Source organism: Kocuria sp. p3-SID1428, assembly GCF_025149945.1.
Lineage (GTDB): Bacteria > Actinomycetota > Actinomycetes > Actinomycetales > Micrococcaceae > Kocuria.
Genome location: NZ_JALXVH010000003.1, coordinates 87,963 through 101,804 on the forward strand (window position 1 = coordinate 87,963; position 13,842 = coordinate 101,804).

Consider the following 13,842-nt stretch of genomic DNA (forward strand, 5'->3'; position numbering starts at 1 on the left):
TGGGCTCAGGCCCAGGTGGCGGTGGCCCCCTCGATGTGCTGGTCCACGAGCCGGTCCTTGCCGTTGGGCGGGATCTCGAGGTTCTCGACCAGCTCGAAGTCCAGCTCCACCTGGCCCTCCGTGCGCCAGCGCATGACCTGGTAGAAGTCCTCGAGCTCCTCGGCTGCGGCATCAGCCGTGGGCTCGACCCGCAGCGTCGCCTTCCCGGGGACGTCCTGCCGGAAGCGGAAGCGGCGGATGCACAGGAACTGATGGCCGTGGACGTTCAGGGACGTGGTGGCGAACAGCGAACCGTCGGCGCGGATCAGCGCCTCACGACCGCGCCGTGAGCGGATGTCCCGGAAGGTCGGCTGCCCCCAGGCATCCGTGCCCACGCGCTCGGCCGAATCGCCGGTGTCATAGCGCAGGAACGGCTGGCCCTGGATCATCAGTCCGGTGGTCACGATGCGGCCGCGCTGCCCCACCTCCACGGGCTGACCGTCCTCCCCCAGCAGCTCCGTGATCCCGTACAGGGGCTCGGAGCGGAAGGTTCCGTCGCGGTCCATGGAGGCGAAGCAGGTCCGCTCGCTGAGGCCGTAGAAGTTGGAGATCCCCGCGTTCGGGAACACCCGCTCGAACGTCTCCTGCTCGCCGGGCGTGAACTCCTCCGAGACCGCCAGGACACCGCGGATCTGGTGGCGCCAATCATCGTCGGGCAGCTGCTCCTCGACCAGACGAGCCATGTAGCTCAGCGCCGACGGATAGCCGTGCAGGTAGCGGATCCCGCGATCGCGCACCCAGCCCCACTGCTCCCGGATGCGCTCCGGGCCCAGGGCCTGGACGCGCAGCACCAGCTCGCCGGTGGCGCGCTGGAGGTAGTGGTTGGCGCCTCCGGGCAGATCAGCGGCACCGCGCAGGAACAGGCGCCAGTCGTTGAGCTCATAACCGGTGGCGCGGTGCCAGGCATCGTAGACATAGGCCCATTCAGCGGCCCCGCGCTCCCGATCGAGGTGGAAGAGGATCGGGTCGCCGGAGGTGCCGGACGTGGCTGTCAGCTGCACCCGGTCCTCCGGCACCGTGAGCATGCGCAGCGAGTTCTTCGACAGCGCCTCCCGCGTCAGCACAGGCAGTCGCGACAGCCGCTCGAGGGGGTCATCTCCGGCCTCACGGAGTGCCTCATAGCCCGGCTCGGACCCGTAGTAGTCGGTGCCGGCGGCGCTGCTCAGGAGCTGCCCGAGGCGATGCTCGCGCTCGGCCGCCGCCCAGGACGGCACGGTGCGCGCCTTGCGCAGCTCCCGCAGCGACTGCTGGAAGACGGGGCCGTAGCGCAGCGACGGCGGAACTGCACGCACGAACGTCGCCAGCTTCTCCCGCTGCTCGGTCGGCAGGTGGGCCACCTTCTCACGTAATGATCTCAAGCTCTCCCCTTCGAAAGAGGTCGCGCCGGGGGTCTTCGACTCAGCCGCTGAGAGGCGCAGTCCTCTGCCCCGACCCTACGTGTTCGTCCGCAAATTCTCCATGCGATTGCAGGATCATGACCAGGTGGTCGCCGCCCCCGGAATCTGCTGATCCACCAGACGCTCCTTGCCGTTGGCCGGGACCTCCAGACGGTCCACCACCTCCAGCTCGAGGTCGATGCGATCCCCGATGACCGCCGCCATCGCTCTGTGGAGCTCCTGGATCTGCGCATCGGTGGCTCCGGTGATCGGCTCCACGAGGAACGTGGCCTTGCCCGGTTCGTGCTGTCGGAACCCGAACTTCCGAGCTGCGAGCACCTCCATGGTGTGCATTCCGAAGATCGCGGCAGGCAGGAAGCTGCCGTCACTGCAGATCAGCCCCTCCCGCCTGCGTCGAGAACGGATCTCGCGGAAGATCGGCTGACCCCAGGGATCCGTTCCCGTGCGCAGCGCCGAGTCACCCGTGTCATAGCGCAGGAAGGGCTGTCCGGTGAGCCGCAGACCGGTGGTGATGATCCTGCCGCGAGCGCCGACCTCGACGGCTCGGCCCTGCTCATCGACCACCTCGACGACCCCGTAGAGGGGCTCGGGGTGGAAATCGCCGTCGTCGTCCATGACGGCGAAGGCCGTGCGCTCGCTCAGCCCGTAGAAGTTGGCCACTCGCGCCTGCGGGAACACGCGCTGCAGGATCTCCAGCTGGGCCTCTGTGAGCTCCTCCGAGACGGCGAGGACCCCCCGGATCCTGTGCCGCCAGTCATCGTCCGGCAGCTCGGTCTCCACCAGGCGACCCAGGTACGCGATGGCCGATGGCAAGCCGTGCAGATACTGGATCCCGCGCTGCGAGGCCAGCTGCCAGTGCTCCCTGATGAGCTCCGGACGCAGCGCCTGGACCCGCAGCACGACCTCTCCCGTGGAGCCCTGGACGAACCAGTCCGCGCCGCCCGGAAGCTCGGCTCCGCGCAGCCGCAGACGCCAGTCATCCGCCTGATAGCCGGTCCTCCGCTCCCAGGCGCTCAGGACGTAGGCCCATTCGCTGGCGCCCCGGCTTCGGTCGAGCCAGAACACGATGGGCTCCCCGGAGGTCCCGGAAGTCGCGACCCGCTCGAGCTGGCTCTCGGGCACCGTGAGCATCCTGCTGCTGTGCTCCGTCACCGCCTCCCGCGTGAGAATGGGCAGGCGGTTCAGCCGCTCCATCGGCGGCATCGTGGTCTCGACCAGCGCCTCGTACCCCGCAGCTGAGCCGTAGTAGTCCGTTCCAGCTGCGGCATCCAGCAGCGACTGCAGCCGTCGATCTCGTTCTTCGCGCCCCCATGAAGGCACGGTCCAGGCCTTGCGGATCTCCCGCTGGGTCTGCCGGAACACGGGCCCGAACCTGACCCCCGCTGGCACATGCCGGGCGAATCCGGCGATCCGCTCCCGCTGCTCGGGAGGCAGGTGGGCGATCGTCTCACGCAATGACATGGCTGTTCCCCTCGGCCGAGAGGCTGGTCGTGCCGCCGCTCCCCTGCGACGGCCCGACCGGCCTCGTGTTCACTAACCCTCGATTATCCACGATGGCGGAGGCCTCGACCGAGAGGCGGCGCGTCAGCCCATCAGCTCGTCCCGCAGCCGGTGCATGTCCGCGAACCGGTTGCCGAAGCGGTGCAGCGTGATCGACACGGCCTGCTCGTGCAGCATCTCCTGGATCTCCACGCGGGAGGCGCCCACGATCGGGTGCATCATGACGGCCACATCCGGGGTAGCGCCCAGAGCGACCACCAGGTCTGCGTCGGTACCGACCATCTTGATGCGCGAGCCCACGCCGAGCTCGAGCACCTCGGGATCGGACTCCGCTGCTTCGCCGCCGCCGAAGGGCAGACGATCACGCAGCTTCTGCACGGCGGAGCGCTGCTCCTGCGGCTCGGACATGGCGCGGTAGGCGGTGCGAGCGCCGAGCAGGTGCCGGGCCTCGGCCTGGACGCGGAACTGCTCATCGTCGGTCGCCGGGAGCACCTGGGTGAACAGAGCGCGGGCCGCCCGCGGCAGGGCCTCCAGCACGGCAGGCGCCGCCGAGAGCGTGGCCTCCGAACCGGAGCGGGCTGCGGCCAGGCCCACGCGGATCACGTCGGTGACCGGGGCGTCCTCCGCGGCGCGCACCACGATGTCGCGGGCGCGGTAGCGGAAGATGTTGGCCTCGCTGACCAGCCCCGTGGGGTCCTTGGCCACGCCGAACTCGGAGTCCCAGGCGCGCTGATCGGCTGCGGCACAGGCCCGCAGCCAGACGAGGTCCTCGTGCGGCAGCGCCTCGATCACCTCGGCGTCGCCCAGGACGTCGCGCACCGCGGGCAGCAGCCCCGGCTGGACCTCCACGGCGTCGCCGGAGCGGAAGGCGCCCTTGGTCCAGTGGCCCATCTGCGTGAGGTAGTTCGGGCCGCCGGCCTTGGCACCCAGGCCCACCGACGACTTCTTCCAGCCGCCGAAGGGCTGGCGCTGCACGATGGCGCCGGTGATCCCGCGGTTGACGTAGAGGTTGCCGGCATCCACGCGCTCGAGCCAGGTGCCGACCTCCTTGACGTCCAGGGAGTGGATGCCCGCGGTGAGGCCGTACTCCACCGCGTTCTGCCACTCGATGGCCTGGTCCAGGTCCTTGGCATGCATCAGGCCGAGCACCGGGCCGAAGGCCTCGTTCTCATGGAAGAACGAGCCGGGCTTGACGCCCGTCTTGATGCCGGGGCGCCACAGGCGCCCGGAGTCGTCGAGCTGCTTCGGCTCGAGCAGCCACTTCTCGCCCTGGTCGAGCTGGGTGAGGGCGCGCTTGAGCTTGTCCCCGGGCACCTCGACCGTGGGGCCCACGATGGCCTGCAGGTTCTCGGGCCAGTCCACGACCATGGACGACGCGGCGTCCAACAGCTGCTTCTCATAGCGCTCGGACGTGGTCACGGAGCCGACCATGATGCCCAGCGAGGCCGCCGAGCACTTCTGCCCGGCGTGGCCGAACGCGCTGGTGACCAGATCCCACACGGCCTGATCGCGGTCCGCGGCAGGCGTGATGATCAGGGCGTTCTTGCCCGAGGTCTCGCCGATCACCGGGCGGCCGCTGCGCCAGCCGCCGAACAGCTCGGCGGTCTCGTAGCCGCCGGTGAGCACGATGCGGTCCACGCCGGGGTGGCTCACCAGCTCCTTGCCGGTGTCTCCCTCGACGGCGTCCACGAGCTGCAGGACGTCGCGCGGCACGCCCGCCTCCCACAGCGCCTCCATCAGCGCCGCGGAGCAGCGCACGGTCTGCGGCGACGGCTTGTGGATGACAGCCGCACCGGCGGCCAGGGGCGCGACGGTCGAGCCGGTGGGGATGGCCAGCGGGAAGTTCCACGGCGGGGTGACCAGGTCCAGGACATCGGGCTCGAACTCGGCGCCGTCGACCTGCTCCAGCTCCTCGGCATGGCGGGCGTACCAGCGGCAGAAGTCGATGGCCTCGGAGACCTCGGCGTCCGACTGGGTGAAGGCCTTGCCGGTCTCGGCAGCGGCGACGGCCATGAGGTGCCCGCGGCGCTCGGCCAGCTTGTCGGCAGCGAGGTTGAGGATCTCCGCGCGCTCCCGGGCCCCGCGCTCGCGCCAGCCCTTGGCAGCATTGCGACCGGTCTCGACGATCTCGGCGACGTCGTCGAGCTCGAGCGAGTCCGGGGTGGCCAGACCCTGGTACCAGGACCGGTCCGTGATCAGATCCCGCAGCTCGAGCGCCCACTTCTGGTTGGCCGGGATCGAGATGTCGGTGTCCGGCTCGTTGCGGAAGGGCTCGTCGAGCGGCTGATGGCCCTGGTAGCCGCTCTGGCGCCCGGCGGCCTCCTGCGTGCGGTCCTGCACGCGGTGCGGGCCCGGGGCCCGCTCGCCGTCCAGGACCATGCCCTCCTCGAGCAGCTGCTCGACGGCGGCGCGGAAGCGGCCCTCCTCGCGGCGGAAGATCTTGTTGCCAGGCTCGATCTCGAAGATCCCCGACATGAAGTTCTCGGACTCGGCATTCTCCTCGAGGCGGCGCACCAGGTAGGCCACGGCGACGTCGAACTCCTCCGGGGCCACGGCGGGGACGTAGTAGAGCACTCCCCCGACGTCCTCGGACACGGCGATCGACTGCTCGGCGGCCATCCCCTGCAGCATCTCGAACTCGATGCGCTCGGAGACCCCGCGCTGTTCGGCGAGCAGCTTGGCGAAGGCGATGTCGAAGATGTTGTGCCCCGCCACGCCCATGCGCAGACCGCGCAGTCGCTCGGGCGTGAACACCCAGGCCAGCACGCGCTTGTAGTTGGCATCGGTGGACTGCTTGTCCGGCATGACGGCCAGCGGCCAGTCGTGCATCTCGGCGTCCACACGCTCCATGGGCAGGTTGGCGCCCTTGACCAGACGGATCTTGATCTGCGCACCGCCCTCGGCCACGCGCCGATCGGCCCACTCGGAGAGGTGCTGCACGGCGCCCAGGGCATCGGGCAGGTAGGCCTGCACCACGATGCCGGCCTCCAGGTTCTTCAGCTCGGGCCGCGAGAGCAGCGTGGTGAAGACCTCCATGGTCAGGTGCAGGTCCGAGTAGACCTCCATGTCCAAGTTGATGAACTTGCTGCCCGCCGGAGCGTCGGCGGCCTTGCGGTACAGCGGCAGGAGGCGCTCGACCACGCGCTCGACGGTCTCATCGAAGCCCCAGTGCGACAGCTGCGGGACCACGGAGGAGACCTTGATCGAGGCGTAGTCGACGTCGTCGCGGGCCAGGAGGCGCTCGACGTCGTCCAGGTGCTTATCGGCCTCGGCCGTGCCCAGGACCTCCTCGCCGAGGAGGTTGATGTTCAGCGAGTCGCCGCGCTGGGTGATGTGCTCGACGGCCTTGCCGAACGGGCCGGGGCGGGAGTCGACCACCAGGTGCCCGACCATCTGGCGCAGGCGGCCGCGGGCGATCGGGATGACGACGGCCGGGGCCAGGTGGCTCATGTAGCTGCCCGAGATGATCTGCGACCGATCCAGCGCGGACAGGGACTTGGGGGCGATGCTCGCGATGCGCTGCAGGGCGCGAGCGGCGGCGACGCTGTCCTCGGTGCGGATCACGCGGTCGACGAAGCCGACGGTGAAGTCCAGGCCGTTGGGGTCCTTGAGGATGGCCGAGAGGCGGTCCGCGGCATCCGAGTCCGCCGCACCCTCCTCCGAGAGCTGCTGCGCCCTGCGCATCCAGGTGGTGGCCTGCGCGACCGCCGGATCGATCAGGCCGGCCAGATCGGCGAGCTCGGCGGGACCAGCAGGGAGGTTGTCAGTGGGAGGAGTGACCATGAGGCGATTCGCTTTCAGGCACGTACTGCGGGGATGACCGTGGCACTCCCACGGTCATCGGCCTCGAGTCAGGGTTCGCACGTGGGAATCTTCGCTGCTGGGCCGATCTCGCAATCCTATGAGATGCACCCCACACCGCGCACACTATGAGTCTGCTGATGATTCTGTTCCGCCAGACGGCTCAGCGGCGCCGGAAGGCCCAGGGCGCGATCCGGCGCAGCACGCGCCTTACCCGGCTGATCAGGGAGTGCTCCTTGACCCGCTGCTCGGCCGCCAGGATCAGCTCCCGCTGAGCCTGCATGTCCTCGAGGAGCCGACGGTTCTGCTCGAGCACCTGCTGCTGGCCCTCCTGCATCTGCTCGAGCCGCCCGCGCAGGTCCTGGACCTCGCGGGCCATCCACAGCGGCAGGCCGATCCCGTTGCGATCCGTCCACTCGCGCAGATGCCGCTCCCGCACCGCCAGGTCGTGCTTCTCGTGCAGGGACTTCCCCGCGAACATCGAGTTGCCGTCCGCGCCCAGCGCGCTGGGGCGCTGATGCCAGAACGCGAGCGGGCGCCCGGGCAGGAATCCGATGCTCGCGCTCGAAGCGACCCGCAGGTTGAACTCCCAGTCGCCGACGGCCGACAGGGATTCGTCGAAGTCCCCGACGAGCCCGTGCAGGCTGCGGCGGTAGAGGAAGCAGATCGGGACTCCGCGGTTGATGCTCAGCAGCTCGCTGAGGGTGATCGAGCTCTGCTCGGCCCAGAACAGGGCGCGCCCGGTCTCGCGCACGGACTTCTCGCCGTCGCGGTCGTCGATCTGCTCGTAGACGATCTCCGTGCGGGCCATGACCCCGGCATCCGTGCACGACGGCCGCTCCAGGAAGGCGACGGCGCGCTGGAGGAACTGGGGATCCCAGGTGTCGTCGTCGTCGTGGATCACCACGAACTCGCTGTCGGAGGCGGCCAGCCCTCGGTTGGAGGCCGCCTCCATGCCCACGCTGCGGCGGTGCGAGAGGATCCGGCAGCGTCCGCGGAAGCGCTGCTCCCGGGCCTCAACGAGCCGCCGCACCGGCTCGGGATCGCCGCCGTCGTTGACGATGACCAAGCGCCAGTCGGCCAGGGTCTGGGCCAGGACGTCGTCCAGTGCGCGCTCGAGCAGCAGCGGGCGGTCCTTGGTGCGCATGATGATCGCCACGGAGGCCGCCGAGCCCTCGGGAACCTGGGCCTGCGGGTCCGTCCAGTCGCGGCGCAGCACGCGGGAGAACTCGGTGCCCGCCCCCGCCGCCGGGACCTCCGGGACCTGCCCCGGGCCGGGCAGCGCCCCGGAGAGCCCCACCAGGACGCCGTCCCACCAGGCCGCTGCCGTCTCGCGCACAGCGGCCCGACGCGCCGGCAGATCGCCGGAGAACTCCCGGTGGCCCTCCACGGCCTCCTGGGTCCAGCGCTGGGCGGCCTGATGCGTGTCCCAGGCGGCCTCGCGCGGAGTGATCAGCGACGCCAGCGGGACCACCTGCCCGGAGATGCCCCAGGTGCGGCACGCGCCCTCCATGCGGACCTGGGAGTAGCGGTCCACGGCGATCGGCAGGACGCTCGCCCCGCCGGCCAGGCCGAAGACCAGCGGGTGATAGCGCGAGCTCACCACGTAGTCGGCGCTCAGGGTGCGCCGCATGCTGTCCGCGGCGTCCTCGATCGGGCGGTGGTCGGCCGCATGGCGCATCCGCGCGGCGACGCGCCGGTGGAAGGCCTCGTCGCCGTCGTGCTCACCCGGCCTGGCCAGGTGCGGCACGAACTCCACGACCCCGCGCGTGCGCTCGACCAGGGCGTCCAGCACGATCGCGTAGACCTCGGCGGCCTCGTGCTCCTCGAACGGGCCCGCGCCGGGGGCGAAGGTCGCCACGATCCGCGGGGCCGTGGGATCGGGCAGCGCCTCGGCGTCGACGTCCTCTGCAGGTGCGCCCGCGGCCGGGCTGTCCGACGGGGAGGGTTCAGCCGATGGTGCCTCCGCGAGAGGCCGCGCCGCGGCCGTCGACCCGCCAGGCGCCGCACCCGACTCCTGCGGGGAGTTCCACGGTGCGGAGAGCACCTCGAGCGCCCAGCCGACCGAATCGTCGGGGCAGGCGCGCAGCCCCTGATGGTCGGGGCACAGCTGCTGCGCCAGCGCCAGGGAGTCCGGGTCGCGCAGGCCCACCAGCACCGCGGTCTCGAGCATCCGCGCCAGCACGGGACGATCCTGAGGGCTGAGCTCGGGGCCCAGGGTCTGCCCGCTGATCACCACGGGGATCCCCAGGCTGCGGGCGATCTCCACCGCGGCGGCGCGCTCGAACAGCAGCCACCCGTAGCGGGAGTTCAGGTTGCCCCCGCCGCCGATCAGCAGCGCGTCCACGCCGCGCAGGGCCTCGATCAGCGCGAAGACCTGATCCTCCGGCGGCAGGGCGTCCGCGCGGCCGTCGAGCACGTCGCGGATCTCCCGGAGGTACCGCGCGCGATCCTCCGGAGGCCACGGGAAGCGCAGCGTGGGCACGGGCACGACCGCCTCGAAGCGGGCCGCGGTGTGCTGCGGATCCCGGGTGAGCATCACCGGCTCCTGGATCCCGCGAGCGCGCAGGGCGGCGACGGCGGCGTGGCCCATGGACTCGTCGCCCACGTGGTAATCGAGCTGTCCGACGTCGACGAGGATGGCTGCCTGCATGGCCCCGATCCTCCCACAGCCGCTCGGCGCGCCCCTGAGCAGGGCCGACGAGCCCCCGGCGGACTCAGCCTCCCCGGGTGAGATCCTCACCGTCGGCGGTCTCGGGGTCCTCCCCCGGGTCGTCGTGCACCACGGGAGCGGGTCGGCGTCCCTCCGCCTGATCGAGTGCGGCCAGCGCCTCGATGAGGCCGAGGTGTGAGCTCACGTGGGGCATATTGCCGAGCATCCGCCCGCCGCGCTCCGGATCGCCCTCGTAGGCGGTCGAGAGCAGCCCCAGATCGGTGGCCCGGCGCAGCACGCCGGCGAGCGTGCGTCGGGCCTCGTCGAGCTGACCGCTGCGCGCCTGATAGGCCGCCAGCCACAGCGTCACCCCGAAATGCGGGCTGTCCGGACCCTCGAAGCCGTCCTGGCCGATCTGCGATTCGAAGTCCGCGCGATCAGCCCCCGGCGGCATGGACACGTTCTGGTAGCGGCGCAGCAGCCCGGACTCGGTGCCCAGCTCCTCTACGATGCGCTGGGCGGTGCGCACCATCCGCTCGTCCTCCCAGTCCACGAAGCCCAGAGCGGGCAGCTGCAGCAGCGAGGCATCGACGCTCTGAGCACCGTAGCGCTGCACGAACGTCCCCACGGCGGGGTCATAGCCCGAGGTCCAGATCTCGAGCGCGAGCTGGTCGCGGTGGGTCTCCCACAGCTGCAGGTCGCCGTCGAGCCCGTGGGTGCGCACGGCCTCCACCCCGGCCTGCAGCGCCGCCCACATCATGACCCGGGAGTGCGTGTGGAACTCGCGATCGCCGCGCATCTCCCAGACGCCCTGGTCCGGCTCCTCGTACGACGCCACGACGTGGCCCAGCAGCGCCTTCTGGATCGGCCAGGACAGCTGATCCTCCTCCAGACCACGGCGGCGCAGCTTCTCGAAGGCCACGAGCAGATAGCCCGCGGTGTCCGACTGCAGCTTCCCGGAGGTCGAGTTGCCCACGCGCACCGGCCGTGAGCGCTCGTAGCCCGGCAGATCCACCGTGTGCTCGGAGGTCTCCCGCTCGCTGCCCAGGCCGTACACGCTCTGGATGTCCTCGGCAGCTCCGGCCACCGAGCGCAGCATCCAATTGCGCAGCTGCAGGGCCTCGCGATCGTGGCCGTGATCGAGCATGACCTGCAGCGCCTGTGAGCTGTCGCGCAGCCACGAGTAGCGGGCGTCCCAGTTGCGCTCCCCGCCGATCTGCTCCGGCAGCGACATGGACGGCGCCGCCACCAGACCGCCGCTGCGCTGGTGCATGAGCGAGCGCACGACCAGCAGGGACCGGCGCACGGCCTCCTCCCGGTCCTCGAGGCTCAGCAGGGACTCGGCCTCATCGGCATCGGCGGGGGCGTCGACCCGACGGCGGGCCTGATCAGCCTCCGCCTCCTCATCCTCCGCGGGCTGCGCGCCCTCCCACTGCTCGTCCCACTCGCGCCACGTGTCCAGGGCGTTGCGCAGCTCGTCGCCGGCGTCGACGGGCGGCGGCGGGGTGCGGTGCGACTCGAAGTGCGTGAGCACCAGGTCCCGGGTCTGACCGGCCGAGACGGTGAAGCGCGAGACGTGGCGCGGCCCGTTCTCGTCATCGACGCGCTCGGCGGGGACCTCGCTGCGCAGGACCATGGCATCGGCACCGGCCAGGGCGATCAGCTCGTCGTCGCCGACCTCTCCGGTCTCCGGGTCCTCGAAGCCGGCGAAGTGCGAGATCCAGGGGGTGATGCGCCCGTAGTCGAAGCGCAGACGCAGGTCCTGGACCATCTCCACGTCCCCGGTCAGCCCCTCGATGCGCCGCACGACGTTGAGCTGGGTGCCCAGCGGCATGAAGTCGGTGACGCGCACCGAGCCGGTGTCGGTGATCCACACGGTGTGCAGCACGAAGGTGTGCTCGGCGTAGAAGCGATCGCCCACCCGGCACTGATCGCGCCACTGCTCCTCGGGGAGGTCCTGGCCGTCGTCGTCCACGGTGGCGGACGGGGCCAGCAGCCAGCGGCCGTCGTCGGCATCGCCCAGGATCGCCCCGAAGACCGACGGGGAGTCGTAGCGGGGCACGCACATCCAGTCGATCGAGCCGCGGCGCGAGATCAGCGGCCCGGTCTGCATGTCAGAGAGCAGCGCGTAGTCCTCGAGGGGGGAAGCCATGGCACCAATCTGACATATCCGGACGCGCTTCGTGCGCACGGGGCGGCGGGCTCGACGATCTCCCGGTCATCGAGCAGCCGCCCCGCGGCCCCGCCCGCCCGTCAGGACGCGCGGGCACTCTCCCCACCTGCGGGCCTCGGTCTCCCGGCCTCGGCCCGCGGGCCGGCCGCCCCTGCCCGGGGCGGCCACTCTCCGCCCGGCGGATGCGGGCGGAGGCCTGTCCGTCGCCGGCCCTTCGGGAACCGACGACGAGTCGTGCACCGCGCCTGCGACGCGCAGGGCGCCGCGGCAGCGGAAGTCTGTGCGCGGATCAGTCCAGTCGCTGCGCGGAGGATCTGCGCAGCAGCGCCAGTCCCCCCACGAAGGACCCGGTGGCCAGCAGCGCCAGCACGAGCCTCTGGGCATCGCGATCGGAGGACACCTGCGGCTGCGAGCCGGAGGCGGCCAGCCCGCTCTCGGAGGCCGGCACCGCAGCGACCGTCTCCGACTCAGGCACCTGCTGACGGGCCACGGAGATGTCGATGCCGTCCATCGACCCGACAGCGCGCAGCGCCTCGGCGCCGGCCAGGTCAGGGCTGTCGCCGTACCAGGTGCTCAGGGCCTCGTCCTCGCGGCCGGGCTCCCAGACGGTGACCTCGAGCAGCACGGGCGCCCCGGGCCGGGCGGCTCCCTGCAGCAGATAGCGGCCCTCGGAATCGGCCTGCACCGAGCCGAGCGGTTCGCGCCGGCCGTCGAGGCCCGGGGCGAAGGCCTCGACCCGTGCCGTCTCCCGGTCGCTGAGCCCGTCGACGATCCCGGAGATCTCGAGGGGAAGGGTCAGGGACTCCTGCGCGGATGCCGTCTCGACGGCCGCCGGCGGGGTCTGGTCCTGCGCCAGGGCGGGAGCCGCAGCACCCACCAGCAGCAGCGGGACGGTCGCGGCGATGATCTCAGCGGAGCGTCGAACGGACATCATGTCCTCCTCGGTTCGTGTGCTATTGCAATCTTTGCATAGGCACATCACGAACGCAAACCTCTGCTGCTGTCGTCGCCGAGAAAGCCTCGAGGCCGCACCTGAACCGCCCATCGGCTTCGATGGGTCGCACAGGTGCGGCCTCGAGAATCGCGGCGCGGGCTCAGCTCACTGCTCGGGGTGCACGCGCTGGCCGAACTGCGGGCCGGATTCGTCATCTCCCGGCTCGGCCGAGGAAGAGGCCTTCTCGGCCTCCGCGGCCCTCTGCTCACGAGTGGCCCGGCGCTGGGCGTAGAGCTTGGCGGAGGAGCGGTTGACGCCGGTGCCCTCCCCCAGGGCGGGGTCGTTGGGCTTCTCGATCATCATGAGAGTCGCGCAGACCACCACGGAGGCGATGAACGCGATCCCGCCGATGATCAGGCCCAGGTCCAGCCGCAGACCGCCCTCGGTGCCGCCCGCGCCCACGACCGAGGCGATGCCGAACGCCACGAGCCCCAGGACCGCGGACACCGCCAGGGGCGCCTTCACGTCCGGGGCGCGGCGCGTGGACCGTCCATTGTCTCCAGCCACTGGGCTGTCCTCCTGAAGTCGTCGTCATGCGGGCCCGACGGCGGCCGCTGCGCCTGACGCAGCGGCGGGTCGTCGAGCGGGTGAGCGCTCCCGCGCGAGCGCCGCTCGGGCACCCAGGCGTGCAGGAGGCACACCGTTCCAGTCTACTCCGCGCCGCGCGGGTCCGGATCGGCCCGGACCCCGCCGGAGCGGGACTCATGGCGCAGGGTGAGCCCCGCGAGCAGCAGCAGGACGCCGGAGATGATCGCCGCCCCGCCCACGACGCCCAGGATCGCGTGCGGGCCGAGCCCGGCCACGAGCAGCACGCCGATCGCGGCCGCAGCGGTGACCAGGCCCACGATCTGCCAGTCCTTGGCCAGGGGATGCAGGCCGCGGCGCGATGTGCCCAGCCAGCCCTCCGGCAGACCCACCAGGAACAGCACCACCGAGGCCACCAGCGCCAGCGTCTCGGCGGAGGCGGGGATCATCACCACGGCGACGCCGCCGAGGACCCACATGATCCCGGTCGAGCGCGGCACGGTGGCCAGCCCGCCCAGATCCAGGCTCTCGTGCTCGCGGGAGCGCAGGTCGCCCCACAGCACGCACGCACCCACGCCGGCCATCCACAGCCCGAGCAGCCAGATGCTGAAGCCCAGGCCGGGGTCCGTCACGAAGATCGTGCAGGCGGCGAAGATCAGCGTCAGCAGGGCTCGCACCACGGTGGGCGCGACCAGGCTGCGCAGGGCTGCGGGTTCGTGGGACACGGGCATCAGCTTCCGGGGACGACGGCGGCGGGGGG

Annotated in this window: 8 protein-coding genes; all 8 read right to left on the reverse strand. The window is 71.2% G+C overall.

Annotation, left to right across the window (positions count from 1 at the left end; translation table 11 throughout):
- Window positions 1-5: 5 nt before the first annotated feature.
- Window positions 6-1,397 carry an AMP-binding protein gene (locus M3E84_RS01525; RefSeq protein WP_259894215.1) on the reverse strand — a complete coding sequence of 464 codons (1,392 nt, stop codon included), beginning with the start codon at window positions 1,395-1,397 and terminating at the stop codon, window positions 6-8.
- A gap of 114 nt (window positions 1,398-1,511) precedes the next feature.
- Window positions 1,512-2,897, reverse strand: coding sequence for an AMP-binding protein (locus M3E84_RS01530; protein WP_259894217.1), 1,386 nt, complete (start codon window positions 2,895-2,897; stop codon window positions 1,512-1,514).
- Window positions 2,898-3,020: 123 nt separating this feature from the next.
- Entirely contained in the window at window positions 3,021-6,719 is a 3,699-nt protein-coding gene (locus M3E84_RS01535; protein WP_259894219.1) for a proline dehydrogenase family protein, read from the reverse strand.
- 181 nt (window positions 6,720-6,900) lie between these two features.
- Window positions 6,901-9,390, reverse strand: a complete 2,490-nt coding sequence (locus tag M3E84_RS01540; protein WP_259894220.1) for a polysaccharide pyruvyl transferase family protein — start codon at window positions 9,388-9,390, stop codon at window positions 6,901-6,903.
- Window positions 9,391-9,454: 64 nt separating this feature from the next.
- Window positions 9,455-11,542: a glycoside hydrolase family 15 protein gene (locus tag M3E84_RS01545; RefSeq protein ID WP_259894222.1), complete on the reverse strand. Its 2,088-nt coding sequence runs from the start codon at window positions 11,540-11,542 to the stop codon at window positions 9,455-9,457.
- A gap of 310 nt (window positions 11,543-11,852) precedes the next feature.
- Window positions 11,853-12,497, reverse strand: coding sequence for a hypothetical protein (locus M3E84_RS01550; RefSeq protein WP_259894223.1), 645 nt, complete (start codon window positions 12,495-12,497; stop codon window positions 11,853-11,855).
- A 165-nt stretch (window positions 12,498-12,662) separates the two neighbouring features.
- Window positions 12,663-13,064, reverse strand: a complete 402-nt coding sequence (locus tag M3E84_RS01555) for a hypothetical protein (RefSeq protein WP_259894225.1) — start codon at window positions 13,062-13,064, stop codon at window positions 12,663-12,665.
- 143 nt (window positions 13,065-13,207) lie between these two features.
- Window positions 13,208-13,842: hypothetical protein (locus M3E84_RS01560; protein ID WP_259894228.1), on the reverse strand; the 635-nt coding region annotated here is incomplete at its 5' end.

Bases quoted from the DNA above. Each gene is read 5' to 3' on its own strand.
- M3E84_RS01530 (WP_259894217.1), bottom strand. From the start codon at position 2,897: ATGTCATTGCGTGAGACGATCGCCCACCTGCCTCCCGAGCAGCGGGAG.
- M3E84_RS01535 (WP_259894219.1), bottom strand. From the start codon at position 6,719: ATGGTCACTCCTCCCACTGACAACCTCCCTGCTGGTCCCGCCGAGCTC.
- M3E84_RS01540 (WP_259894220.1), bottom strand. From the start codon at position 9,390: ATGCAGGCAGCCATCCTCGTCGACGTCGGACAGCTCGATTACCACGTG.
- M3E84_RS01545 (WP_259894222.1), bottom strand. From the start codon at position 11,542: ATGGCTTCCCCCCTCGAGGACTACGCGCTGCTCTCTGACATGCAGACC.
- M3E84_RS01550 (WP_259894223.1), bottom strand. From the start codon at position 12,497: ATGATGTCCGTTCGACGCTCCGCTGAGATCATCGCCGCGACCGTCCCG.